The organism is Pseudomonas algeriensis, assembly GCF_048847255.1.
In the GTDB taxonomy this organism is placed as follows: Bacteria; Pseudomonadota; Gammaproteobacteria; order Pseudomonadales; family Pseudomonadaceae; genus Aquipseudomonas.
Genome location: NZ_JBKKRK010000020.1, coordinates 1 through 24,924 on the forward strand (window position 1 = coordinate 1; position 24,924 = coordinate 24,924).

Genomic DNA, 24,924 nt, shown 5'->3' on the forward strand with positions numbered 1-24,924 from the left:
TGTCTAGTCCTGAAATAGGTTTACACCTGTTTCATCTCAAAGCGCCCGATGCACCGCATCGGGCGTTTTGTATTTCAGAGACAAATGAGGTCGCTTACGGTTATAAATTTCTATCGACTCCTCGACCATGCGCTTGGCTTGGGCAAGGTCTTTGGGACGGTGTAAAAGAAACTCCGTTTTCAGAATCCCATTCACCCGTTCCGCTAGGGCATTCTGGTAGCAGTCGTAGCCATCAGTCATCGAACACCTGACGCCGTGCTTGGCATGCAGCCTCTGGTAGAGATCAGAGCAGTATTGCGAGCCCCGATCAGAGTGATGTACCAGCGGCTGATTGCTTCTTCGATGCCGAAGGGCTTTGGTCATTGCCTGGATGACTGACTCGGTATGCAGGCTTTCATGCACATGATGGCCGACTATTTTGCGCGAAAACGCATCGGTGACCAGGCTCACATAAGCGACGCTTTGTTCGGTAGGCAAGTAGGTTATATCTGCTACCCATACCTGTTCAGGCCCCGTGGCAGTGACTTGGTCAGGGCCGGGTTTGAGCCGATTCGGATGTCGACGGAAGCGATGATGACTATCGGTAGTCTTGTGATAAGCGCGTTTGCGTAGGACCAGTTGTCGATGGTCTCGCAAGATATCGAACAACCGATCTCGACCTACCGTTCGCGTCAGTTCAGGTTCGGACTGCATGAGGCCATGCAGCTTGCGGGTGCCCAACCGGGGCATTTCAAGGCGTGTCTCCAGCACAAACCCCAGCACCTTTTGCGCGTGGCTAGCTTGCGCGTCGTAAGCTCGATTGCGCTTGTAATACGCCTGCCGTGAGATGCCCAAAAACTGGCAAGCCCTGGTAACACTCAGGCCTTCGATTTGCCCTTGGCTGAGGACCTGCCGGATCGCTTTTTTACGACAGAAACACCGTAATCGTTCTTCAGCACGTCAACGACAGCTTCAAAAAATTGGGCTTTCTGGTTGGCAAGGGCCAGCTTTTCTTCCAGCTCCTTGATTCGCTGCTCTGGTGTCAGCGGCAAATTTGGCTCGGCCATCGGTCGATTCCTCTGGGCACGAATGGAGGCGCCTTGGCTCCAGTCCTGCCTTCCATGCTTGCGTAACCACACCAACACAGTCGACCGACCCTGAATCCCATAACGCCGTTGAGCCTCTTTATAACTCAGTTCGCCCTTTTCAACTTGATCGACGACCGCCAATTTAAAGCCCAGCGTGTAATCACGCTGACTGCGCCTTTTTCCTGATTCCATTGGTTCCTCCTGAGGATAGGTCAGAAGGTGTAAACCTTATTCAGGACGAGACAGAAGCGAAAAAAAAGCCCCGCTCTCTGTAAAGAAAGCGGGGCTTTTTCGTGGTTGAGGATCAAGGTTTGGAAGCGATAGCCGTCTCCACCGCCTTGATGAAGTCAGGATCGTCGGGTTTTATCCGACTGGAAAAGCTGCCAACCACCTTGCCCTGGCGATCCACGACGTATTTGTAGAAATTCCATTTCGGCGCGCTGGACTGTTCGGCCAGGTGCTTGAACAAGGGAATGGCATCCGCGCCCCGTACCGGTTGCGGTTCGGTCATGGTAAAGGTCACACCATAGTTGACGTAGCAAACCTTGGCGGTCTCCGCGCCGTCCTTGGATTCCTGCTTGAAGTCGTTGGACGGCACGCCCAGCACTTCCAACCCTTCACTTTTATAGCGCTGGTTAAGCGCCTCGAGCCCTTTGAATTGTGGAGCGAACCCACAGAAGCTGGCCGTGTTGACCACCACCAAGGGTTTGCCAGCGAAACGCTGGCACAAATCGACGGTTTCCTTGGCCCGCAGCTTGGGCAGCGAACCCTCCAAGAGTGACGGGCATTCAGCCGCCCATACATGCCCGGTCATAGCCAGCAACAGGGTGGGAACAGCAAACCAACGCATCATGTCGGATTTTCCTTGTAAGCCTGTCAGACCACGACGTTACTCCGCGCGCCCGATGCCGTCCACACGTCAGCAGCTGCCCATGCCCAGCTGCATCAAAGCCAACCCGCCCTGGCGCCAGCCCCACCAGGCGACCGCCAGCAGCGCGGCGGCGCCGGCTGCGATCAACCATGGGCCGACGCGGCTCATGCCGCACCCGCCTGGGCTTGCAGGCGGGCAACCGGGCGCTCACGCACCGGCCAGTTCAACGCAGCCGCGAGCAGGCTGAGCAAAATCGACACCTGCCAGATCAAGTCGTAGCTGCCCGTGCGGTCGTACACGACGCCGCCCAGCCAACCACCGAGGAACGAGCCCAACTGGTGGAACAGGAACACGATCCCACCCAGCATTGAGAGATTTCGTACACCGAACAACGTGGCGACCGTCCCGTTGGTCAATGGCACCGTCGATAACCAGAGAAAACCCATCGCCATGCCGAACAGATAAGCCGTGGTCATCGTCACCGGCAACCACAGGAACAGGCCGATCACCACCGCCCGCACCAGGTACAGGCCAGTCAGCAGGCGCGGCTTGGACATGCGCCCGCCCAGCCAGCCGGCGGTGTAAGTGCCGAAGATATTGAACAGACCGACCAGCGCCAACACGGTGGTGCCGACGCTGGCCGGCAGGTGCTGGTCCACCAGATAGGCCGGCAGATGCACGCCGATGAACACCACCTGGAAACCGCAGACAAAAAAACCGACCGCCAACAGCCAGAAACCGGAATGACTGCACGCCTCGCGCAACGCTTCGGACAAGGTCTGCTCGTTGCCGCTCAGGGGTGCCGGTGCATCCTTGAGCATACTGACCAAGGGCACGATCAACGCCACCAGCAGGCCCAGCGCCAACAGCGCCGCGGACCAGCCGAGCCAACCAATCAGCCCCAGCGTGCCCGGCAACATCGCGAACTGGCCAAACGAGCCGGCCGCACTGGCGATACCCATGCCCAGGCTGCGTTTCTCTGGCGGCACGGCCCGCCCAACCACACCAAGGATTACCGAGAACGAAGTGCCGGACAGGCCGATGCCGATCAACAGGCCGGCGCTCAACGACAGTGACCAGGACGAGTCGGCCATGCCCATGAAGACCAGGCCGACCGCATACAGGACACCACCGATCAACACCACTTTTGCCGCACCGAAGCGATCCGCCAAGGCGCCCGTGAAAGGCTGCGCCAGGCCCCAGATCAGGTTCTGCAAAGCGATGGCGAAGGCAAACACCTCCCGGCCCCAGCCGAATTCGGCGCTCATCGGCGCCAGGAACAACCCGAAGCCATGCCGCACGCCCAGGGACAACGCCAGGATCAGCGCACTGCCCACCAGGACCCAACCACAGGTACGCCACATCGATGTCATTCTTGTTCTCCGGTCGCGGGTATATACCCACTTATCATCGGACGAACCGGCGTCACGCCAACTCATCCAGCAAGGCCAGCAAGGTCGCGCGCTTTTCGGCACCGAGCTTGTCGATCAATTTCTGTTGTGCCGCTTCCCAGGCCGGCAATGCCGCCGCCAACCGTGCATTTCCCGCCTCGGTGAGCACAACGATGCGGTTGCGCAAATCGTCGCCCTCAGCCAACTTCACCAACCCCTCGCCTTCCAGCACCCGTAGGTTGCGCCCTAGGGTGCTGCGGTCCAGGCCCATGGCCTCGGCCAGGGACGAAATGCTCGGCTGGTCCAGGCGCGCCAGGTTATTGAGCAAAGAATACTGGGCAACGTTGATCCCGAAGCCATCGAGAGCGCCGTCGTAGTACCTGCTGACGCCACGCGCGGCGCGACGCAGGTTGATGCACAGACATTGGGAAGGAAGCATGATGCGTGTATATACCCGCGACTAAATGAATGCAAATTTAAATGAGGCCCTGACCGCTGACAAGCCGGGATTCAGCTCAAGGCCAACGCCACCAGAACCGCCATTTCCAGCAATTCCAGCAAGGCGCCCGCGGTGTCGCCGGTGCATCCCGCCAGCCTGCGCAGCATGATGTGACGCAAACCGATAAATACCAGCACGGCGACCGCCAACGTCCACAGCCCCGCCCATCCCATCACCAGCACGCACCCCAGCGCTCCGGCCGACAACACCTGCCAGCCCGAGCGGCGCGGCAAATGATCGGCCAACGCTTGGCCCAGCCCGCCGGCACGCACATACGGCGTGGTGAGGAACAACCCCAGCAAGGCGCTACGCCCCAGCACCGGCACAACGAGCAAGGCCAACGCATCCCCCTGCTCGATCAGCGCCACCAGCGCGGTCCATTTGAGCAGCAACACCAGCACCAGCGTGACCACGGCGATCGGCCCGCTGCGTGGATCTTTCATTATCAGCAACGTACGCTCACGATCGCCGAAACCGCCGAGCCAGGCATCGGCGCTGTCGGCCAGGCCGTCCAGGTGCAGCCCGCCGCTGAGCAGCACCCACGCCATCAGTAGCAGCGCGGCATGCAGCATCACCGGCGCGCCCGCCAACAGTGCATCGAGCAACCACAGCAAACCGCCGAACAACAGCCCCACCACGGGATAGAACAACAGCGAACGCCCCAGCTCGCGGGGCTCAGGCATGCCCGGCAAGCGAATCGGCAAGCTGCTGAGAAATTGCAGGGCGATCCAGAAGGGCAACATGCTCAGCCAGCCTCTCTAAGCACGGGGCCGGAGGACACCGCCAGGGAAAACAGCGCACCATGGCCGACTTCGACATTCAGTAATTGCTCGCGTGGCAACCCCCGGGCCTGGGCCAGTAGCAAGCGCATCACGCCGCCATGACTGACCAGCAACACGCGCTGACCGGCATATGCGAGGTGCAAGCGCTCGACCGCCGCCAGCACCCGCGCCGAAAACGCTAATACCGGCTCACCTCCGGGAGGTGTGAAGGCGTAAGGATCGGCCCAAAAGCGACCGAGGGCCTCGGCGTCGGTCTCCATCAATGCCGCCGCGCTGCGACCTTCCCAGGCGCCGAAATGCAACTCTTGCAAGTCTTTGTCCGCCTGCACCGGAACGCCAAGCCGGGCGCCAAGTTGTTCGGCGAAACGGGCGCATCGCTGCAATGGCGAGCACACCAGGCGATCCCACGGCCCGCCTTGGGCGACCGTCTCGTGCATCTGCTCCCAGCCCCTGGCCGTCAGGGCGTCGTCGAGGCTGCCGCGCAAGCCGCCGCCCAGCTCGGTTTCACCGTGACGCAGCAGGTCCAGGCGCAAGATCATGCCGGGCGATCCGCCACGGCCGCTTCGGCAAACGTCGCCATCTGCCCGTGAAGGTCACAGGCCAGGCGCAACAACGGCACCGCCAGCGCCGCGCCACTGCCCTCGCCCAGGCGCAAGCCCAAGTCCAGCAGCGGTTCGGCGCCGAGGGTTTCCAGCACGTGCCGGTGACCCGGCTCGGCACCGCGATGACCGAACAGCAGCCATGGGCGGCATCCGGGATTGAACCGCACCGCCACCAGCGCCGCTACGCTGCAGATAAACCCATCCACCAGCACGGCGACGCCCTGCTGAGCGCAGGCCAGGTACGCACCGACCAACGCCGCGATTTCGAAACCGCCGAGGTTGAACAATGTCTGCAACGGGTCGCCGCTCGCACCACCGTGCAACGCCAGGGCCCGCTCGATCACCTGGGCCTTGCGGCTGACACCTGCCGCGTCCAAGCCCGTGCCCGGCCCGACCAGGTGCGTCACCGGGCAGTCGAGCAAGGCACAGGCCAGGGCACTGGCGGCAGTGGTATTGCCGATGCCCATCTCGCCGCCGATGAACAATTGCGTTCCAGCCGCGACCGCGCGCGCCACGCTGTCGCGTCCGGCTTGCAGGGCCTGTTCGCCTTGCGCCAGGGTCATCGCCGGCCCCCGGACGAAATTCGCCGTGCCAGGACCCAGGTTCAAATGGCGCACGCCGTGCAAATCCAGCGAAGGCGTTACAGTGCCCAGGTCGATCACTTCCAGGGACGCGCCCAATTGCCGCGTCAGAACGCTGATGGCCGCGCCGCCGTTGACGAAGTTGAGCAACATCTGCCCGGTGACTTCCTGGGGATACGCCGAGACACCTTCGGCCACGACGCCATGATCACCGGCGAAAATCGCAACCCACAACCGGTCGAGGTTCGGTTTGACCTGCCCTTGCAGGCCCGCCAGTTGCACCGCCACCGATTCCAGCCGCCCCAGGGAGCCGGCCGGTTTGGTCAGCTGTTGCTGACGGGCCGCGGCCTGCTCCAGCGCTTGGGTATCGACGGGCTTGCACGGGTCCAGCCACCAGCGGTGATTCATAACGCAGTTCCTTTAAGGGTCAGGGGCAAGCCGGCGACGGTCAACACGACGCGCTGACAACGTTCGGCCAGGGCTTGATGCAGCCAACCGGCTTCATCGACATAACGACGGGTCAACTCCCCCAGCGGCACGACGCCCATGCCGGTCTCGTTGCTGACGAATATGACCTCGCCGGGAAGCGCACTGATGCAGTCCAGCAGCGCTTCACGCTCGGCGACCAGCCGGTCGGCGTCATCAAGCATCAGCAGGTTGGTGAGCCAGAGCGTCAGGCAATCCACCAACAGGCATTGATCATGCGCGGCGTTTTCTTCCAGCACCCGCGCCAGCGCCAACGGTTCCTCCACCAGCGCCCATTCGGCCGGGCGCCGGGCGCGGTGCTGGGCGACACGCTCGTTCATTTCGCCGTCCAGGGGTTGGCTGGTGGCGATGTAAGTCACCGGCAAGCCTGTGCTCGCGGCAAGTTTTTCGGCCAGGCGACTCTTGCCCGAGCGGGCGCCGCCGAGGATCAGTTGGAGCATGTTCATACCCTTTCAAAATAGGCGGTGTGGGTGCCGGCCCCTTCGCGAGCAGGCTCGCTCCCACAGGATCTCTGTGCGCCGCAAGACCAATGTGGGAGCGAGCCTGCTCGCGATGACGCCAGCCCAGCCACCCTAGATCCCACAGAGCTCACGCAGCAGCCCGGTGTCCAGATGCCGCTCCACCAAATCCGCCAACCGCTCGATATCTCGCTCGCGCAAGCCGTGGTAATCCACCGTCTGTACGTCCTCCAGACCCGACCAACGCAGCAATGCACTGCTGGCTGCCGGCGACTCAAAGAGCCCATGCAGATAAGTACCAAAAATCTGCCCATCGCGGCTCTGGGCGCCATCGCAACGGCCATCGTCCAAGCGCACCGCCGCATGTTCCAGGGCCGCGCCGACGGTGACGCCCGCGTGGATTTCATAGCCGCTGACCTCGGCGTCTTCCAGGTTCAGTCGCCCGCGGACGTTGCGCAGTTGCTTTTCGCGCTCCAGGGTCGTTTCGAAATCCAACAAGCCCAACCCGGCGCTGGAACCCGCCACGCCTTCCAGCCCGAGCGGATCGTGGACCTGCTGACCGAGCATCTGCAAACCGCCGCAGATACCCAATAACTTGCCGCCGTAGCGCAAGTGGCGCTGGATGGCCGTTTCCCAGCCATTAGCCCGCAGGTAGGCCAAATCGCTGCGCACGCTTTTGGACCCGGGCAGGATAATCAGGTCGGCAGGCGGGATGGCCTGGCCAGGGCCGATGAATTGCAGGTCGACCTGCGGATGCAGGCGCAGCGGGTCGAAATCGGTGTGGTTGCTGATGCGCGGCAGCACCGGCACCACCACCTTGAGCACCTGTTCAGCCTTGTCGGCCTGGCGCTGGTCGAGGCCATCCTCGGCCTCCAGGTGCAGGTCCATTACATACGGCAACACGCCGATCACCGGTTTGCCAGTGCGCGTTTCCAACCAATCCAGCCCCGGCTGCAGCAAGGCGATATCGCCGCGAAAACGATTGATGATGAAACCCTTTACCCGCGCCTGCTCGCTGGGCGAAAGCAACTCCAGTGTGCCGACCAGATGGGCGAATACCCCGCCACGATTGATGTCGGCGATCAGCAGCACCGGGCAGTCCACCGCCTCGGCAAAGCCCATATTGGCGATGTCCCCGGCCCGCAGGTTGATCTCCGCCGGCGATCCCGCGCCTTCCACCATGACGACCGGGTATGTCGCGCTCAAGCGGGCGTGGGAGGCCAGTACCGCTTGCATCGCGACGGCTTTGTAATCGTGATAGGCCACCGCATTCATGGTGGTCACGGCACGGCCATGGATGATGACCTGGGCGCCCGTATCGCTGTTGGGCTTGAGCAGCACCGGATTCATGTCGGTATGGGGCTCGAGGCCACAGGCCTGTGCCTGAACAGCCTGGGCCCGGCCGATTTCGCCACCGTCGGCAGTCACCGCGCTGTTGAGCGCCATGTTCTGCGGTTTGAACGGCACCACCCTCACACCCTGGCGCGTAACCCAACGGCAGAGCGCCGTGACCAAGGTACTTTTGCCGGCATCGGAGGTGGTGCCCTGCACCATCAAGGTTGTCATCGAATGTCCTTGGCGTAGGCCTCGAAAGCCTGCTCGAGGCGCAGGAACCCGGCATCATCGGCGGGCAACCCGAAACGCAGGCTGCTGGTGTGGGTGAACAGGCGCAGCAGAATGCCGCGATGGGCCATGAATTCATACAGGGCATGGGCGTGCGGGGTGACCAGCCACTGGAACAATGCGCAGCCGCCCTGGGGCTTGAAGCCGAAGCGTTGCAGCGTCGATGCCAGGCGTTGGCTGGTTTCTTCGCAGCGCTGTCGTTGACGAACCTGGGCCTCGGTATCCAGAAGACACGCCTCGCCCAGGACCCGGGTCGGCCCGCTCACCGCCCAGGGTCCGACTTGCTCGGCGAGCAGCTTGAGCAAACGCCGCTCCGCCAGGACAAACCCCAGGCGAACCCCGGCCAGGCCAAAGAACTTGCCAAACGATCGCAATACAATCAGCCCGACCTGATGGGCGTGGGCGCTGAGGCTCAGATGCGGTGTCATGTCCATGAACGCTTCATCCACCACCAGCCAGCCACCGCGCTGGGCCAACCGTGCGTGCCAATTCAGCAAGCGTTCGGGGCTCAGGCTCAGGCCCGTGGGGTTGTTCGGATTGACCACCACCAGCACGTCGAGGCTGTCGAGGAAAAAATCGACTTCCGTCTCCAGCACTTCGCGCACGATGTACCCGCTGCGGCGCCAGGCTTCGGCGTGCTCGGCGTAACAGGGCGACAAAACACCCACCTTGCCGGCCCGGCGCAGGCGCGGCAACAGCTGGATGGCCATCTGCGAACCGGCCACCGGCAACACGTGCGTCGCTTCGTAATAATCGCAGGCGGCCTGCTCCAATCCATCTTCGGCCTCGGGCAGGCGCGCCCAGGCCCGCAGCGGGATCGGCGGAACGTCGAACGGCCAGGGCGCCAGGCCGCTGGACAGGTCGAGCCAGTCGGCCTCGGCAATGCCATATTGCCGGGAAGCCTTGCGCAGTCGTCCACCATGCTCAAGCATAAAACTCGGCTCCGAGGCAGAGAATCAGCAGCCATAACCATACGCCGCGTTGCACCAATTGCCAGCCGCGATCAATGGAATCGGCACTGGCCGGCACGCCTTCACCCAAGGGCGGACGTTGATGCAGCTCGCCGTGGTAGATCGCCGCGCCGCCCAGCTCCACGCCCAGCGCTCCGGCGCCGGCGGCCATCACCGGCCCGGCATTGGGGCTGTCCCAGGTTGGCCCCTGGGTGCGCCAGCATCTGAATGCCAGTCGGGTCTTGCCGAGCAACGCGTAGGTCAGGGCCACCAGGCGCGCGGGAATATAGTTGAGCACGTCGTCGATCTTTGCCGCCGCCCAGCCAAAACGTTCGAAGCGCTCGTTGCGATAACCCCACATGGCGTCGAGGGTATTGCTCAACCGATACAACACCACGCCAGGCGCGCCAGCCACCGCGAACCAGAACAAGGCGGCGAACACCGCGTCGCTGCCGTTTTCCAGCACCGACTCGGTGGCGGCGCGGGCCACGGCGTTTTCATCCAACTCGGCGGTTTCGCGGCTGACCAGATAACTCACCCGCTGGCGTGCCTCGTCCAGATCGCCACTGCGCAACGCCCGGGCCACTGGCTCGACATGTTCACCAAGGCTGCGCAAGCCGAGGGCGCAATACAACGCGAGAATGTCCACCAGCCACCCTACCAGGGGCGCCCAGGACAAGGCTGTGGCCAGCAACGTCAAGGGCAGCACGGCGATGATCCACGCCGTGACACCGTGACTGCGCCAGCCCCGTCCACCGGAGTTGAAACGCTGTTCGATACGATTGGCAAGACGGCCGAACGCGACCAGAGGATGCCAGCGCCGGGGCTCGCCCAGCAACGCATCCAGCGCCACCGCGGCGGCACTGAGCAACGCTACGCTCATGGACGCACTCCCCAGCGATTTTCATAAATCAGTTCCTCGAGCGGCCGCGGTTTCGCCCAGCCTTCCAAGGCGAGCATGGGCGCTGGGTAAAAGCCCTCGACCGGCCCCAGGCACAGGATCGCCAGGGGTTTTGCGCCTTCCGGCAGGCCCAACAGATCGGCCAGGGCGTGGGGCTCGAACAACGACACCCAGCCCATCCCCAGCCCTTCGACGCGGGCCGCCAGCCACAGATTCTGGATCGCGCAGGACAGCGAGGCCAAGTCCATTTCCGGCAAGGTCCGGCGACCGAAAATGTGCCGCTCGCGGTCGTCCATCAACGCGGCCACCAGCACTTCGGCGCAGTCGTGGATACCTTCCACCTTGAGCTTCATGAATTCATCACTACGCTCGCCCAGGGCTTCGGCGGTGCGAATGCGCTCTTCTTCCACCAGGTTCTGGATTTCGCCGCGCAAGGCGCGATCGCTGATGCGCAGAAACCGCCACGGCTGCATCAGCCCGACGCTAGGCGCCTGGTGCGCGGCTTCGAGCAGGCGGCGCAGCAATTGCGGCTCGACGCTGCCGCCGATGAAATGACGCATGTCTCGGCGTTCGGCGATGGCGCGGTAGACGGCCTCGCGTTCGGCCTGGGAAAAAGTGCTGTCTGTCATGGCCGATTCGCGAGCAGGCTCGCTCCCACACTGGCAGGCGTCGTACTGGGGATCACACCATCCCCTGTGGGAGCGAGCCTGTTCGCGAAGGCTGCTTCTCGGTCCGGCGCAAACAAAGCGGCAATCGCCCTCGGATTGGACGGAAAATAAAAATGCACGTACGAAGCCGTCATCCGCCCTTGTCGGAAAACCGCCTCCGCCCCTCGCCCGCCATTGGGGCTATGCCCACGGGCAATCGGCTCAAGCGTGGTGCTGGTCAAGGAATGATGATAGGTATGCCCGCGCAGGTTGCCTTCCGGCAGATCCACCGATTGCAGCGCGAGGGCCGCCAAGCGTTTTTGCATCTGCGCATCGCCGCTCAGCATACCCAGCAGTTCGGCGCGCGTGCCTTCGACGTCGGTGAGTGAATCGAGCAGGTACAGCATGCCGCCGCATTCGGCGAGCAAGGGCTTATCGGATGCATGGTGGGCGCGGATCGCCGCCAGCATGGGCGCGTTTTGCGCCAGGGCAACGTGGTGCAGCTCGGGATATCCACCGGGTAGATAGAGGCTGTCCGCCTCGGGCAATTGGGTGTCGTGGATCGGCGAAAAGAAACTCAACTGCGCGCCCATGGCTTGCAGCAGATCGAGGCTGGCGCCATAGGTAAAGGCAAATGCCTCATCACGGGCCACGGCGATGCGGACGCCGTCGAGCCACCGCTCAACCGCCGTCAGTTCCGGCGCCGCGAACTCCACCGAAGGCGGCAATGCCACTTCACAACTGCCCGCCAGCGCCTCGGCGGCGGCATCGAGACGCACGTCCAGGTCATTCAATTCGCTGGCCTGCACCAGGCCAAGATGGCGGCTCGGCAGCTCGATGCCGGTTTCCCGCGAAAGCGCGCCGTACCAGCGTAAGCCTTCGGTCAGGCTCCCTTCGAGCAATTGCGCGTGGCGCAAGGTGCCGACCCGATTGGCCAAGACCCCGGCGAAGGGCAAATCCGGCTGATACCGTGCCAGGCCCAAGGCCAAGGCACCGAATGTCTGGGCCATGGCTGTGCCATCGATAACCGCCAGCACCGGCACGCCGAAATGCCGGGCCAGGTCGGCGCTAGACGGTGTGCCGTCGAACAGCCCCATCACGCCTTCAATTAAAATCAGGTCCGCTTCTGCGGCGGCTTCCCACAACAACCGGCGACTTTCCTGCTCTCCGACCATCCACATGTCCAACTGATAGACCGGCGCGCCACTGGCTCGCTCAAGGATCATTGGATCGAGGAAGTCGGGACCACACTTGAACACGCGCACCTTGCGCCCCTGGTTGCGGTGCAACCGGGCCAGAGCCGCGGTGACGGTGGTCTTGCCCTGGCCTGAAGCCGGGGCGGCAATCAAGACCGCCGGGCAATGGCGGCTGGCGGTCGACACTCGGCTCACAGTTCGACGCCTTTCTGCGCCTTTATCCCGGCCTGGAAAGCGTGCTTGATCATGCCCATTTCGGTCACGGTGTCGGCCAGCTCGATCATCTCGGGCTTGGCGCCGCGGCCGGTCACGATCACATGTTGCATGGGCGGACGAGCCTGCAGATCACTCAAGACCTGATCCAGGTCGAGGTAACCGTGCTTGAGGGCGATGTTCAGTTCGTCGAGCACCACCAGCCCAATGGACGGGTCGCTGAGCAACTCACGGGACACCGCCCACGCGGCTTCGGCGGCGGCAATGTCGCGCTGGCGATCCTGGGTTTCCCAGGTAAAGCCCTCTCCCATGACATGGAAGCGCACCTGCTCCGGGAAGCGGCGGAAAAACAGCTCCTCGCCGGTGCTGTTGCGACCCTTGATGAATTGCACCACGCCACATTGCATGCCGTGCCCCATGGCCCGGGCCAGCATGCCGAACGCAGAACTGCTCTTGCCCTTGCCGTTGCCGGTCAGCACCAGCAGAAGGCCGCACTCGTTGGGCGAATTGGCGATGCGCTCGTCAATCACGGCTTTCTTGCGCAGCATGCGCGCCAGGTGGCGTTCGTCGCGATCGGGCGTGTCGGTCATGGGGGAGCTCTCCGTTGGGACTGGATAACGGCGGGCGGGCATAAAAAAGGACGGCAACGAGCCTGGCATCGCCCACCGTGATGCCGTTGGATGAATCAGGCCGGTCTCCGGGCTCATGAGCGGCGTAACGCCTGGCTGTGCGCCTTCCCATGTCATGCGACACAGTGGCCTATACGCAGCCTTGACTCATTTACCGTTGCGGGGGCAGCGCCGGGTTTGTGTGCACGCACCGGCTTCCCTGTTTCACCCTATCGGCCATTGCCATAGAGCACCTGAAACAAGCCGCGAAGGTTAGAGGGTTGGGGGTTGAGCGTCAATTAAAGCCGCGATGGGCAGCGCAATGGATATTGGCCGGGATCAATAAGCTGACGTCAATCTTGTGTGATGCTGCGGCAAATGATATCAAAGAGACACTACGACCCGATATCACAAGAACAAGAGGGCAAACGCGATGCAAGGCATGATCATCAGCAATCCGAAACTGGAATTCCTGCGCCCGGTGCTGGAACGCTGGTTCGATTGTATCGACCGCTACAACGCCGTGCGCGGCGATAACGACACACCCTATTGGCACAATGAAACAGCCAATCTCGGCCTGCTGTCGGCCGCAGCCTGGATGGCGGAGATGGTCACGCTGCAGGACGCAGCGACTCGCAAGCAGAATGAAGAAGGCGAACGTAATGTCAGCGCCGATCTGTTGATTGCCAGCAGCGATGAACGCGCCTACATCCAGAGCACGCAGCGCTGGCCGAAGGTCAACAACCTGAACCTGACCCAACCGTTGCTGGAAGCCACCAGCGACGCCAAGCGGATCAGCTACGCCAGCGACCTGAAACTGGGTTGCCTGTTCATCGCCCCGCAAAAAGCCCAGCAAAGCGCGACGCCAGAAGAGTTGCAGGACATGATCGATGACCTGCAAAAGGAAAACACCTGCGCCGTGGCCTGGTACTTCCCTTATGCCTACCGCAAGTTGCGCAACGAGGCCGGACACTATCACCCAGGGGTCGCGGTGCTGTTCAAGCAGGCTCATGGTTGATTGTGGCAGCGAGCCTGCTCGCTAGACGGGGGAGCAATCCGCATTTCACTGCCAGGTTGACCTGCTTTCGCGAGCAGGCTCGCTCCCTCAGGAAATTCGTTTGCCAGGCGGGTCGCCCCACCGTTGAACCATCCCACGTCTACGCTTCTCTATGAGTAATCACATGCACTCATAGGGAAGTCCGCATGCTCAAGCCAAATCACCTGTTGATCGCCGCCCTTGCTACAGGGCTTGTCGCTTGCGGCGAGTCGTCGACATTGCAGGTTTCCGACGGCATCGGCCCGTCACCGAAACTGCCCGAGCCGAACAAGACCCTGATGCCCACGGTGAATATCGCTGAAGCCATCGGATGGCCGGACGGCGCCAAGCCAACCCCGGCCCCAGGCCTGAAGGTGGTTGCCTTTGCCGAAGGCCTGGATCATCCGCGCTGGCTTTACGTGCTACCCAACGGCGATGTGCTGGTGGCCGAAACCAACGCTCCCCCCAAGCCCGACGATACCCAAGGCATTCGTGGCTGGGTCATGAAGAAAGTCATGGACCGCGCCGGCGCTGGCGTCCCCAGCCCCAATCGCATCACCCTGCTGCGGGACGCCAATCACGACGGCGTCGCCGAAACCCGGACGATTTTCCTGGAAAACCTCAACTCCCCGTTCGGCATGACGCTGGTGGGCAATGACCTCTATGTGGCCGACACCGACCGGTTGATCCGTTTCCCTTACAAGGAAGGCGATACGCAAATAAAGGCGCAACCCACCAAGGTTGTCGATTTGCCCGGCGGCCCCCTCAACCACCACTGGACCAAGAACGTCATTGCCAGCCGGGACGGTAATAAGTTGTACGTCACGACCGGCTCCAACAGCAACGTCGCGGAAAATGGCATGGACGCGGAAGAAGGCCGCGCGGCCATCTGGGAGGTGGATCGGGCCACCGGCAGTCACCGCATCTTCGCCTCAGGGCTGCGCAACCCCAACGGCCTGGCATGGGAGCCCCGCAGCGGCGCCCTGTGGACGGCGGTCAACGAACGGGATGAGATCGGCAGCGACTTGGTGCCGGACTACATCACCTCGGTGAAGGACGGCGGCTTTTATGGCTGGCCGTACAGCTACTACGGGCAGAACATCGACGTGCGCGTCGAGCCGCAAAATCCCGAACTTGTGGCCAAGGCCATTGCTCCCGACTATGCCGTCGGCCCTCATACGGCTTCATTGGGCCTGACCTTCGCCGAAGGCAGCACATTGCCCGCGCCGTTTACAGAAGGCGCCTTCATCGGGCAACACGGCTCCTGGAACCGCAAGCCCCACAGTGGCTACAAAGTAATCTTCGTCCCGTTCAATGCCGGCAAACCCGCGGGCCAGCCCGTGGACGTGCTGACCGGTTTCCTCAACGCAGACGAAAAAGCCCAGGGGCGGCCGGTGGGCGTGGTGATCGATAAACAAGGTGGGTTGTTGGTGGCTGATGACGTAGGCAACAAGATCTGGCGGGTATCGAAAAATTAACGCTCAAACCGACTCCCTGGCGAGGAAGCAAGCTACCTCGCCACAAGAGCGATCCAGCGTCGCATAAAATCAATCAGGGTCAGGGATTACGCGCCAGATGTTCCGGTTGCAACACCCGCTTGGCACCGAGGTAGGCCTTCTGCCAATAGGCCTTGGACAGACTGTCGAGCTTGACCGTGCCGCCGGTGGCCGGTGCGTGGACGAAACGTCCCTCCCCTACATAAATCCCGGCATGGCTGACCTGGGATCCACCATTGGTGGCGAAGAACACCAGGTCGCCCGTCTGCAACGCATCTTTGCCGACCTCTGGCGCACGCATGCTGATCATTTCGCGAGTGGAACGCGGCAAAGAGATCCCGGCAGCGTCACGGTACACATAGCCGATCAAACCGCTGCAATCGAAACCTGAGTCCGGCGTGTTGCCACCCCAACGATAGGGCGTCCCCACCAAGCCCAGCGCACGGAAAAGCACGTCTTCAGCGGCGGGAGAAAAAGTCTGGGAGGGCGCGAATACCACTGGAGCCCGCACCGGCGCGGGCGGTGGGGTGCGACTGGCGCAGGCGCTGAGCAGCGCGGCAAGAACAATCAGAACGAGGCGGGCCGACGTCGACATATGCGGAACAATCCTGATCTGGATGCGGCTTTTCTGCCGTGGAGATGGAAACAAATCCGCCCGCGTAGTACGCAGGCGGATTGCCATCAATCAATGATCTAGGATTCTAGCGGCTATGGGACAAACTTCAAGTAAGACTTTAAGTTTGCCCTACAAACTGTGCGCTTACTTGCGAGCCGTGACCACGGTCGGTGCCATGGCAAGGGCACGCTTGGCTTCGATGAAGGTCTTGCTCCAGTAGCTGTCGCCCAGGCTGTCGATTCGCACCCCACCGCTGCGGCGGCTGCTGGAGTGGATGAACTGGTTGTCGCCCAGGTAGATACCGGCGTGGCTGACCCGACCGCGACGACCATTGGTGCTGAAAAACAGCAGGTCGCCAGGCTCAAGCTGGTTGCGAGCAACCAGCGGGGCATTTACGTTGATCATTTCGCGGGTGGAACGGGGCAGGTTCATGCCCGCCTCTTCACGAAACAGGTAACCGATGAAGCCACTGCAATCGAAGCCGGCCTCGGAGGTACCGCCAAAACGGTAACGAGTGCCGATCAAGGACATGCCGCGTTCCAGGATGCTGTCTGCCAGCACCGGAAGCTGATAAGGCTTGCTGCCGGCGAAGTCTGCCAGCTCTTTATCGGAGGCCACTTCTTCCTGGAACGCAACGGAGGAAGATTGGGCAGTTACAGAACTCTTGACTTGGGGTTGCTGCGCTTGCTGGGACACTGGAGAGTGGGCAGCGCAACCGAACAACAGGGTAACGAGTGCGAGAGGCACGAGGGGTGCGAAGCGACTGAGCATGGGCACGACCGTGGCTGAAGTAGTAAAGATGGCGAGACTATGCCTTCTATCGACCTCATTTGCAAATTCAATCGATGCAAATGTGACTTCTCGGTTTTTCGTTTACATCTAAGCGCTTAAGCCCATTTTGAACGGTGCCGAGGGAGCTTGCTCCCGTTGGGCCGGTCCGACGCCTCGGGCGCAGCGGCCCCTTTTATGAGCGCTCCGCAGCTCAAGCGGAAGCAAGCTCCCTCGCCACAAAAGATCTCGTCCAAAAAATTTTCACCACCCCAAGGTTTCTTTCAAAAAAGGAATCGTCAGCTTGCGCTGGGCCTGGAGCGATGCCTGGTCGAGGCGTTCGAGCAATTCGAACAATGCGCTCATGCTGCGCGTGCCGCGGGTGAGGATGAAATGACCAACCTCGTCGGTCAGGTGCAGGCCACGTCGCGAAGCACGCAGTTGCAATGCCCGTAGCTTGTCCTCATCGGAAAGCGCACGCATCTGGAAAATCAGCGCCAGGGTCAGGCGCGATTTCAGGTCCGCCAGCTTCACCGGCAATTCCCGTGGCGAGGTCGATGCGGCGATCAACAGGCGTCGGCCGCTGTCGCGCAGTCGGTTGAACAAATGAAACAGCGCCTCTTCCCAGTCCGCCTTGCCGGCCACGGCCTGCAGGTCATCCAGGCAGACCAGTTCGTACTGCTCGAGGTTGTCGAGGATTTCAACGCCGCGATCCATCAGTTCCGCCAACGGCAGGTAGACGGCCGGCTCGCCCAGCTGCTCGAACCGCAAGCAGGCGGCCTGCAAAAGGTGCGTGCGCCCTACTCCGTCCTTGCCCCAAAGGTATATCAGGCTTTCGGTCCAGCCAGCGTCGGCTTCGCAAAGCCGCTCGACATAGCCGAGTGCAGCGGCATTGGCGCCTGGGTAGTAGTTGATAAAGGTGGCGTCATCACGCAGACGCACACCAAGGGGCAGCTGAATCGGTTTCATGCTGACTGAACGGCTCCAAAGGAACCATTAGTGGCCTCTGTGTAAAGTTTGCAAAGTTTATACCCGTGACGCAGACCGCACAATGCGCCGGACCACGAGCAAAATCAAAGGTTTGCAGCGACAAGGGAGCGAAGCGTCAGTTTCCCTGACGCCCCGCCCTGGATTTAACCTACAGTTCAGGGTCTTCAACGCCGCTGTAGATGTCCGAATCCTTGTACAGATCGTGCATATGCCGCACCAGCACCATGATCACCGCCGCCACCGGCAGCGCCAGCAGGATCCCGGTAAAGCCGAACAGCTCGCCCCCCGCCAGGATCGCAAAGATCACCGCCACCGGATGCAGGCCAATGCGATCACCCACCAGCAACGGCGTCAGCACCATGCCTTCCAGGGCCTGCCCGACCATGAACACCGCCACGATACCAACCATGGGATACAGGTCCCCGCCAAACTGGAAGAGTCCGGCGATCAACGCCGCGCCAATTCCAATGACGAACCCCATGTAGGGCACGATGGCCGCCAATCCGGCGATCATGCCAATCAGCAACCCCAGCTCCAGCCCTACCAGCATCAACCCCGCCGCATAAATAAAGCCCAGCGCGACCATGACCAGCAGTTGCCCGCGCACGAACGCCCCCAACACTTCATGGCATTCGCCGGTGAGCGTCATGATGCGTTCTTCACGGTGACGCGGCAGCAGGCTGCGGATCTTGGCCATCATCAGGTCCCAGTCGCGCAGCAGATAGAAAGCTACCACCGGAATGAGCACCAGGTTCGCCAGCCAGCCGATCAACGCCAGGCTCGAAGCCGTGGCCTGGCTCAACACCACGCCGACGATGTCGGTGGTTTGTCCCATATGTTCGCTGATGGCCGCCTTGACCTTGTCGAACTTCCAGAAGCCATCGGCCAGCCCCAGTTTCGACTGCACCCAAGGCACCGCGGTGTGTTGCAGCCAATCAAGCATCTGCGGCGCCAGCTCATACAGGCGCAACAGTTGCTTGGCGAGCATGGGGATCAATACCAGCAACAGGGCACTGACGATCAAGGTGAACAGCGCGAACACCGCCACCACGCCCCACGTCCTGGACAAGCCGAGTTTTTCCAGGCGATCCACCACCGGATCGAACAGATAGGCCAACAGCAGCGCAACCAGGAACGGCGTGAGAATCGGGTGCAGCAAGTAGATAAACGCAATCAGCAGGGCGACCCCACCCAACCAGAACCAACGCCGCGTATCGCCCATGAACCACTCCTGACTCTATAAAGGAAGAAATCCTACCAGCGAAACCGCAGGTTCGGGGTCGGCGCCGGTGTTGGCTGCGCGGGCGAGATTGTTCCATCGGCAGCAGGCTGAGCCACGGCCGGCGGCGCGACAACCTCACCGGCAGGTACTTCCTGGAGTTTCGCCAAGGCCAGTTGTGCCTTCAACTGCTCGGCGCTGCCATTGACCTTGTAGACGATCACGTCGCCTTCGACCCGCTGCAACTGCCCACCGAACGGTTCGAGCAACCGCCCTAGCGCCGCGTAACGTTCGAGGTTCATGCCCTGCACTTCGAGCAATTGTTCCGTCGCCACCCCCGGCTTGGCCACGAAGCGCGGCGCCAGGCGCTGGCTCACCGCCAACATCACGGCGTCGGCCAGTGCGGCAGGATCGCCGCCCTGGGCACTGCCCTGCTCGCGCTGGTCGCCCAGCCACAGGCGCCACGTCGCTTGCCACTGCCCACCCTCTTCCTTGGCGTGGACCGCCAGCAACGCGTCGGAACCATAACGCTCCGACACCTCGCGCAACGGCGCCGGGTCGTTGCCTTCAAGGTTCGGCGCAGTGGCGACAATCTGCTCGCTCAAGTCCGCCAGCGGCAGGTGCAGCGGCAAGCCCCGGTGCTGGGCAGCGCGGCGCAACGGCGTGGCGCTGGCCTGTCCATCCCCCACCAGGCTGGAACCTTCTACCGAGTCGTTGAGCCACCAGCCCAGGATCGAGGGGCGATTCGCGCCCCACAGCGACAACCCCGCCGAACGCAACGCCCGGTCGGTGCTGGCGGGATCGAAATCCACCTGCAGACTTTCCGGCGGGCCGGCGTCGTAGCCATATTGAAGAATGATTTGTTGCGGGTCCTTGCGGATCGCCGCCAGGCCAGGGTTCTGCGCGGCCTTGGCGTCGCCGGTCAGGCGCAGCACCAGGGTATCCAGCGCTCGCAATGTTGCCTGGTTACGCTCGTCCGGTGCCTGGCTGCTGACCGGTTCACGTACCTGATAAAGGTTGTTGAGGGTTTCGGCATGGCTCGCCAGGCTGATCAGCGACAGGCAGCCAACAGACAAGAGTTTGAACAAACGCATGGAAAATTCCCGGACAAAACGGCTGGCACCGGCCGTGTGGAGAAGACTGAGCATGGCTGTGACACGGCGCCCGGCAAAACATTCAGCCGCCCGAGGCAAGTTTCGACACCGTCACAACCACAGTCGCTTACCGCTACACCTTATACAGACGCGCCGTGCAGTACCAACAGAAGAAATATCGGTTTTTTTGGCGGATATGACCCTGCCCGTCGGCGCGAGGATGGCCGCTGCCCCACAAGCCTGATAAAATCGCGCGCCTTCGCAGACCGGCAATGGCTGGGCATCCGGAATAATCGTACATCGGTTATCCAAGGGCCCCGGCGATCGGTCGTTACCCAGAATTCCCCCCTTTAAAGGCCTGGATCATGAGCAAGCAACCTTCCCTGAGCTACAAGGACGCCGGTGTGGACATCGACGCCGGTGAAGCATTGGTCGAACGCATCAAGAGCGTCGCCAAGCGCACTGCGCGGCCGGAAGTCATGGGCGGCCTGGGCGGTTTCGGCGCCCTCTGCGAGATCCCGGCCGGCTACAAGCAACCGGTACTGGTCTCGGGCACCGACGGCGTCGGCACCAAGCTGCGCCTGGCCCTGAACCTGAACAAGCACGACAGCATCGGCATCGACCTGGTGGCCATGTGCGTGAACGACCTGGTGGTCTGCGGCGCCGAGCCGCTGTTTTTCCTCGATTACTACGCCACCGGCAAACTGAACGTCGACACCGCTGCCCAGGTCGTGACCGGCATCGGCGCCGGCTGTGAGCTGTCCGGCTGCTCCCTGGTGGGCGGCGAAACCGCTGAAATGCCTGGCATGTATGAAGGCGAAGACTACGACCTGGCAGGTTTCTGCGTAGGCGTCGTGGAAAAAGCCGAAATCATCGACGGCTCGAAAGTTGCCGCCGGCGATGCCCTGCTTGCCTTGCCTTCTTCCGGCCCGCACTCCAACGGCTACTCGCTGATCCGCAAGATCATCGAAGTCTCGGGCGCGGACATCGAGAACACCCAGCTCGACGGCAAGCCGCTGGCCGACCTGCTGATGGCCCCGACCCGCATCTACGTCAAGCCGCTGCTCAAGCTGATCAAGGACACCGGCGCCGTCAAGGCCATGGCCCACATCACCGGTGGTGGCCTGTTGGACAACATCCCGCGCGTGCTGCCAAAAGGCGCCCAGGCCGTGGTCGACGTGGCGAGCTGGACCCGCCCGGCCGTATTCGACTGGCTGCAGGAAAAAGGCAACGTCGACGAAACCGAAATGCACCGCGTGTTGAACTGCGGCGTGGGCATGGTCATCTGCGTGGCCCAGGAGCACGTCGAGACTGCCCTGAACGTGCTGCGTGACGCAGGCGAACAGCCTTGGGTCATCGGCCAGATCGCCACCGCGGCCGAAGGCGCTGCGCAAGTCGAGCTGCAAAACCTTAAGGCACACTGATGTCCGCACCCTGTGACGTGGTGGTGCTGCTGTCCGGCACCGGCAGTAACTTGCAGGCCCTGATCGACAGCACGCGGACCGGCGACAGCCCGGTCCGTATCCGCGCGGTGATTTCCAACCGCGCAGATGCCTACGGCCTGCAACGTGCCACGGACGCAGGGATCGATACCCGCGTCCTGGATCACAAGGCATACGAAGGCCGCGAAGCCTTCGATGCCGCGTTGATCGAACAGATCGACGCCTTCAATCCGCAACTGGTGGTATTGGCCGGTTTCATGCGCATCCTCAGCGCCGGCTTCGTGCGTCATTACCAAGGCCGCCTGTTCAATATCCATCCTTCGCTGCTGCCCAAATACAAAGGGTTACACACTCACCAGCGGGCGCTGGAGGCCGGAGACACGGAGCATGGCTGCTCGGTGCACTTCGTCACCGAGGAACTCGATGGCGGACCACTGGTCGTACAGGCAGTAATACCGGTAGAGTTGCACGACACGCCGCAAAGCCTGGCGCAACGGGTCCATGCCCGCGAGCACCAGATCTACCCGATGGCCGTGCGTTGGTTTGCCGAAGGCCGGCTGGCCCTCGACGATCGGGGAGCCTCACTGGACGGCCAGTTGCTCGCCGCCAGCGGCCATTTGATTCGATACTAGGAGATTTTATGCGTCGCGCCCTGCTCTTCGCTTGCGCTCTGCTTGCCCTGCCCCTGGCACAAGCGGCAGACCTTCAACCGTTCTCCGCCAGCTACACCGCCGACTGGAAGCAGTTGCCCATGAGCGGCACCGCCGAACGCAGCCTGACCAAAGAGGCCAACGGCATCTGGAAGCTGAGCTTCAAGGCTTCGATGATGATCGCCAGCCTGACCGAAGAAAGCACCCTGACCCTGGACAAGGACACTCTCCTGCCACAGTCCTACCACTTCGAGCGCGGTGGTCTGGGCAAGGCAAAGAAGGCTGATCTGGACTTCGACTGGAACACCAAGATGGTCACCGGCACCGATCGCGGTGACGCGGTGAAGATCCCGCTGAACCGGGGCATGGTCGACAAATCCACTTATCAGCTCGCCCTTCAGCATGACGTCGCGGCCGGCAAGAAAAGCATGAGCTACCAGGTCGTTGATGATGGCGAAGTCGATACCTATGACTTCCGCGTGCTGGGCTCGGAGAAAGTCGACACCAAGGCCGGCCAGATCGACGCGATCAAGGTCGAGCGCGTGCGCGACCCGACACAGAGCAAGCGCATCACCGTGCTTTGGTTCGCCAAGGACTGGGACTACCTGCTGGTACGCCTGCAACAGGTCGAGACTGACGGCAAGGAGTACAACATCATGCTCCAGGACGGCACGGTCAACGGCAAGGCTGTGAAAGGCAGCTGATCCACATCAACAACACGAAGCCCCGCATATGCGGGGCTTTTTTTGTTCGCAATTCCAAGCCCACCACCTACCCCTGTGGGAGCGAGCCTGCTTGGTGACATGAAAACTTCTTCATGAAAAATCACCTGCGACCGAATGCCGCGCACCGCCTGGCCTCCAGGATCGTTGGACTTTCCATGAAAACTTCTTAACGAACCGAGGGATTTACCTAGCACGCTATCAAAATCTATAACAAAACCCTGCACACGCCTTGCTGCAGATAACAGAGATTGGAGCTTGCAAGATGACTGTGAAAGTAACTGAACGCGACGACGCCCACATGTCCCACGAAGGCATTGCCGCCGGCATCCGGATCTGGGATGTGCATCAACAGGATTTGCTGGTGGGGATGTTCCACTCCGAAACGGACGCCCACAGCTATAAGGCCGAGCTGGAGCGAGAGGAACTGCAGCGCTTGCGTGAGACCGCGCAATCCTGAACCACACAAAACACCTGTGGGAGCGAGCTCGCTCGCGATAGCGTTGTATCAGTCAATGTCTCTGTCACTGATATACCGCTATCGCGAGCAAGCTCGCTCCCACAGGTTTTGTGTTTCAGCTCAATGGAATCGCGTCCCGCTTACCACATCAAATCATCAGGAATCTGATAAGCCGCGTACGGATCATCGGCATCGACTTCTTCAGTCTGGGTGTTGAGCTGGACGATGCGCTTGGGATCGCGCTCCTGGATTTTAAGCGCCGCTTCACGCGGGATCACTTCATAGCCGCCGGCGTGGTGGACGATCGCCAGGGAGCCGCTGCTCAGCTTGTTGCGCATCAGCGCGTTGACCGAGATGCGCTTGACCTTCTTGTCATCGACAAAGTTGTAGTAGTCGTCAGTGGTCAGCTTTGGCAGGCGCGAGACTTCAATCAATTGCTTGATCTGCGCCGCACGGGCTTTCTGCTCGGCCTTTTCCTGCTGCTGACGGTTGAGCTCCTGGTCGCGCTTGACCTTTTCGGCCATGGCTTCCTGAGCCGCCCGCTGCTGGGAATCATCCAGTTCGACCTGGCCTTTGTGGGCCAGGCGCTGCTGTTTCTGTTTCTCTTTGCCGACCTGCTTGGCCTGCTTTTGGTTGACCAGCCCTGCTTTGAGCAACTGGTCGCGAAGGGAAAGGCTCATGGTGCTTACTCACTTAGGCAACGGCCTCAGCCGCAGCTGGGCAAATTCTTTTCCTGACGTTTGGCTTCGCCCCACAAGGCGTCCAACTCTTCGAGGGTGCAATCTTCCATGGGACGACGGGTGTCGCGCAATGCCTGTTCGATAAATCGGAACCGTCGCTCGAATTTTGCGTTGGCGCCACGCAGGGCAGTCTCGGGATCGACCTTGAGGTGTCGCGCCAGGTTGACCACGCTGAACAACAGGTCACCCACCTCGTCATTGATGGCAGCCGGATCATTGTCCGCCATGGCTTCGAGCACTTCGTCCAGCTCCTCGCGAACCTTGTCCAGTACCGGCAACGGCCCCGGCCAGTCGAACCCCACCTGTGCGGCACGCTTCTGCAACTTTGCCGAACGGGACAAGGCCGGCAGCGCCGCTGGCACATCGTCGAGCAGCGACAATTGCTCGGGCGCCGACGTCTTTTCAGCTCGCTCCTGTGCCTTGATTTCCTCCCAGCGCTGCTTCACCTGCTCTTCGCTCAGGCGCGGAATATCCACGGGCGCATACAACTCGCCGGTGGGAAACACGTGGGGATGGCGACGGATCAGCTTGCGGGTGATGCTGTCGACCACGCCGGCGAATTCGAAACGGTTCTCCTCCCGGGCCAACTGGCTGTAATACACCACTTGGAACAGCAGGTCGCCCAACTCACCCTGCAAATGATCAAGATCGCCACGCTCGATCGCGTCAGCCACTTCATACGCTTCTTCCAGGGTATGGGGAACGATGGTGGCGTATGTTTGCTTGATGTCCCAGGGGCAACCGTACTGCGGGTCCCGCAGCCGGTTCATCAGGTGGAGCAGGTCTTCGAGGCTGTACATCAATCCGTCCCGTCAC

General features: G+C 61.8%; 27 protein-coding genes and 1 riboswitch. Of the genes, 6 read left to right on the top strand and 21 right to left on the bottom strand.

Annotation, left to right across the window (positions count from 1 at the left end; translation table 11 throughout):
* Positions 1-36: 36 nt before the first annotated feature.
* The 14 genes from ACLK1G_RS22615 to cobO all read right to left on the bottom strand — a co-directional run bounded on the left by ACLK1G_RS22615 (position 37) and on the right by cobO (position 12,857).
* Positions 37-1,259 (bottom strand): IS3 family transposase gene (locus ACLK1G_RS22615; RefSeq protein WP_420765165.1). Its coding sequence is split into 2 segments (ribosomal slippage): positions 37-908 and positions 908-1,259, totalling 1,224 coding nucleotides; the frame shifts between segments, so codons are not numbered across the junction.
* 112 nt (positions 1,260-1,371) lie between these two features.
* A complete protein-coding gene (locus tag ACLK1G_RS22620) occupies positions 1,372-1,920 on the bottom strand; it encodes a glutathione peroxidase (RefSeq protein ID WP_420767432.1) in 549 nt (182 codons plus the stop codon).
* A gap of 182 nt (positions 1,921-2,102) precedes the next feature.
* Positions 2,103-3,311: an MFS transporter gene (locus tag ACLK1G_RS22625; protein ID WP_420767433.1), complete on the bottom strand. Its 1,209-nt coding sequence runs from the start codon at positions 3,309-3,311 to the stop codon at positions 2,103-2,105.
* Between the two features lie 52 nt (positions 3,312-3,363).
* The gene (locus ACLK1G_RS22630; RefSeq protein ID WP_030142382.1) at positions 3,364-3,768 is read right to left on the bottom strand and encodes a MarR family winged helix-turn-helix transcriptional regulator; all 405 of its coding nucleotides are present in this window, start codon (positions 3,766-3,768) and stop codon (positions 3,364-3,366) included.
* Positions 3,769-3,839: 71 nt separating this feature from the next.
* Positions 3,840-4,571, bottom strand: coding sequence for an adenosylcobinamide-GDP ribazoletransferase (locus ACLK1G_RS22635; protein ID WP_420767434.1), 732 nt, complete (start codon positions 4,569-4,571; stop codon positions 3,840-3,842).
* A gap of 2 nt (positions 4,572-4,573) precedes the next feature.
* On the bottom strand, positions 4,574-5,149 hold the full coding sequence (cobC, locus tag ACLK1G_RS22640; protein WP_420767435.1) for an alpha-ribazole phosphatase family protein: 576 nt from the start codon (positions 5,147-5,149) through the stop codon (positions 4,574-4,576).
* Entirely contained in the window at positions 5,146-6,201 is a 1,056-nt protein-coding gene (gene cobT, locus ACLK1G_RS22645) for a nicotinate-nucleotide--dimethylbenzimidazole phosphoribosyltransferase (protein WP_420767436.1), read from the bottom strand. The genes cobC and cobT overlap by 4 nt, the downstream gene beginning before the upstream one ends.
* Complete coding sequence (gene cobU, locus ACLK1G_RS22650; protein WP_420767519.1) at positions 6,198-6,719, bottom strand: bifunctional adenosylcobinamide kinase/adenosylcobinamide-phosphate guanylyltransferase; 522 nt, start codon at positions 6,717-6,719, stop codon at positions 6,198-6,200. The genes cobT and cobU overlap by 4 nt, the downstream gene beginning before the upstream one ends.
* A gap of 132 nt (positions 6,720-6,851) precedes the next feature.
* Positions 6,852-8,303: a cobyric acid synthase gene (locus tag ACLK1G_RS22655; protein WP_420767437.1), complete on the bottom strand. Its 1,452-nt coding sequence runs from the start codon at positions 8,301-8,303 to the stop codon at positions 6,852-6,854.
* Positions 8,300-9,292, bottom strand: coding sequence for a threonine-phosphate decarboxylase CobD (cobD, locus tag ACLK1G_RS22660; RefSeq protein WP_420767438.1), 993 nt, complete (start codon positions 9,290-9,292; stop codon positions 8,300-8,302). The genes ACLK1G_RS22655 and cobD overlap by 4 nt, the downstream gene beginning before the upstream one ends.
* Positions 9,285-10,193 (bottom strand): adenosylcobinamide-phosphate synthase CbiB, encoded by a 909-nt coding sequence (cbiB, locus tag ACLK1G_RS22665; protein ID WP_420767439.1) that lies wholly within the window; start codon positions 10,191-10,193, stop codon positions 9,285-9,287. Before cbiB ends, cobD begins: the two co-directional genes overlap by 8 nt.
* A complete protein-coding gene (bluB, locus tag ACLK1G_RS22670; RefSeq protein WP_420767440.1) occupies positions 10,190-10,840 on the bottom strand; it encodes a 5,6-dimethylbenzimidazole synthase in 651 nt (216 codons plus the stop codon). The genes cbiB and bluB overlap by 4 nt, the downstream gene beginning before the upstream one ends.
* Positions 10,837-12,249 (bottom strand): cobyrinic acid a,c-diamide synthase CobB, encoded by a 1,413-nt coding sequence (locus ACLK1G_RS22675; protein WP_420767441.1) that lies wholly within the window; start codon positions 12,247-12,249, stop codon positions 10,837-10,839. Before ACLK1G_RS22675 ends, bluB begins: the two co-directional genes overlap by 4 nt.
* Positions 12,246-12,857, bottom strand: a complete 612-nt coding sequence (gene cobO, locus ACLK1G_RS22680) for a cob(I)yrinic acid a,c-diamide adenosyltransferase (RefSeq protein WP_420767442.1) — start codon at positions 12,855-12,857, stop codon at positions 12,246-12,248. The genes ACLK1G_RS22675 and cobO overlap by 4 nt, the downstream gene beginning before the upstream one ends.
* An 81-nt stretch (positions 12,858-12,938) precedes the next feature.
* A riboswitch (cobalamin riboswitch) is annotated at positions 12,939-13,148 on the bottom strand.
* A 160-nt stretch (positions 13,149-13,308) separates the two neighbouring features.
* On the opposite strand from cobO, the gene ACLK1G_RS22685 reads away from it, so the two are divergent.
* Both ACLK1G_RS22685 and ACLK1G_RS22690 read left to right on the top strand, forming a co-directional pair.
* Entirely contained in the window at positions 13,309-13,893 is a 585-nt protein-coding gene (locus ACLK1G_RS22685; RefSeq protein WP_420767443.1) for a hypothetical protein, read from the top strand.
* Positions 13,894-14,078: 185 nt separating this feature from the next.
* Positions 14,079-15,389 (top strand): PQQ-dependent sugar dehydrogenase, encoded by a 1,311-nt coding sequence (locus ACLK1G_RS22690; protein ID WP_420767444.1) that lies wholly within the window; start codon positions 14,079-14,081, stop codon positions 15,387-15,389.
* A gap of 79 nt (positions 15,390-15,468) precedes the next feature.
* Here the strand turns inward: ACLK1G_RS22690 and ACLK1G_RS22695 are convergent, their stop codons facing one another.
* From ACLK1G_RS22695 to ACLK1G_RS22715, 5 genes are all read right to left on the bottom strand, one after another.
* Positions 15,469-16,002, bottom strand: a complete 534-nt coding sequence (locus tag ACLK1G_RS22695; RefSeq protein WP_420767445.1) for a C40 family peptidase — start codon at positions 16,000-16,002, stop codon at positions 15,469-15,471.
* A 165-nt stretch (positions 16,003-16,167) separates the two neighbouring features.
* Positions 16,168-16,794, bottom strand: a complete 627-nt coding sequence (locus ACLK1G_RS22700) for a C40 family peptidase (RefSeq protein WP_420767446.1) — start codon at positions 16,792-16,794, stop codon at positions 16,168-16,170.
* Between the two features lie 261 nt (positions 16,795-17,055).
* A complete protein-coding gene (gene hda, locus ACLK1G_RS22705) occupies positions 17,056-17,760 on the bottom strand; it encodes a DnaA regulatory inactivator Hda (protein ID WP_420767447.1) in 705 nt (234 codons plus the stop codon).
* A 169-nt stretch (positions 17,761-17,929) separates the two neighbouring features.
* A complete protein-coding gene (locus tag ACLK1G_RS22710; RefSeq protein ID WP_420767448.1) occupies positions 17,930-19,003 on the bottom strand; it encodes an AI-2E family transporter in 1,074 nt (357 codons plus the stop codon).
* Positions 19,004-19,035: 32 nt separating this feature from the next.
* On the bottom strand, positions 19,036-20,094 hold the full coding sequence (locus ACLK1G_RS22715) for a DUF2066 domain-containing protein (RefSeq protein ID WP_420767449.1): 1,059 nt from the start codon (positions 20,092-20,094) through the stop codon (positions 19,036-19,038).
* 365 nt (positions 20,095-20,459) lie between these two features.
* Between ACLK1G_RS22715 and purM the strand changes: the two genes are divergently transcribed.
* The 4 genes from purM (at position 20,460) to ACLK1G_RS22735 (ending at position 23,368) form a co-directional block, all read left to right on the top strand.
* Positions 20,460-21,518 carry a phosphoribosylformylglycinamidine cyclo-ligase gene (purM, locus tag ACLK1G_RS22720; protein ID WP_420767450.1) on the top strand — a complete coding sequence of 353 codons (1,059 nt, stop codon included), beginning with the start codon at positions 20,460-20,462 and terminating at the stop codon, positions 21,516-21,518.
* The gene (gene purN, locus ACLK1G_RS22725) at positions 21,518-22,168 is read left to right on the top strand and encodes a phosphoribosylglycinamide formyltransferase (RefSeq protein ID WP_420767451.1); all 651 of its coding nucleotides are present in this window, start codon (positions 21,518-21,520) and stop codon (positions 22,166-22,168) included. The genes purM and purN overlap by 1 nt, the downstream gene beginning before the upstream one ends.
* An 8-nt stretch (positions 22,169-22,176) precedes the next feature.
* Positions 22,177-22,890 (top strand): DUF3108 domain-containing protein, encoded by a 714-nt coding sequence (locus ACLK1G_RS22730; protein WP_420767452.1) that lies wholly within the window; start codon positions 22,177-22,179, stop codon positions 22,888-22,890.
* Positions 22,891-23,173: 283 nt separating this feature from the next.
* Positions 23,174-23,368, top strand: coding sequence for a hypothetical protein (locus ACLK1G_RS22735; RefSeq protein WP_420767453.1), 195 nt, complete (start codon positions 23,174-23,176; stop codon positions 23,366-23,368).
* Positions 23,369-23,508: 140 nt separating this feature from the next.
* On the opposite strand, the gene ACLK1G_RS22740 is transcribed toward ACLK1G_RS22735, so the two are convergent.
* Together ACLK1G_RS22740 and mazG are read right to left on the bottom strand one after the other, a co-directional pair.
* Positions 23,509-24,048, bottom strand: coding sequence for a DUF2058 domain-containing protein (locus ACLK1G_RS22740; protein ID WP_420767454.1), 540 nt, complete (start codon positions 24,046-24,048; stop codon positions 23,509-23,511).
* Positions 24,049-24,074: 26 nt separating this feature from the next.
* Positions 24,075-24,908: a nucleoside triphosphate pyrophosphohydrolase gene (gene mazG / locus ACLK1G_RS22745; protein ID WP_420767455.1), complete on the bottom strand. Its 834-nt coding sequence runs from the start codon at positions 24,906-24,908 to the stop codon at positions 24,075-24,077.
* Positions 24,909-24,924: the final 16 nt, after the last annotated feature.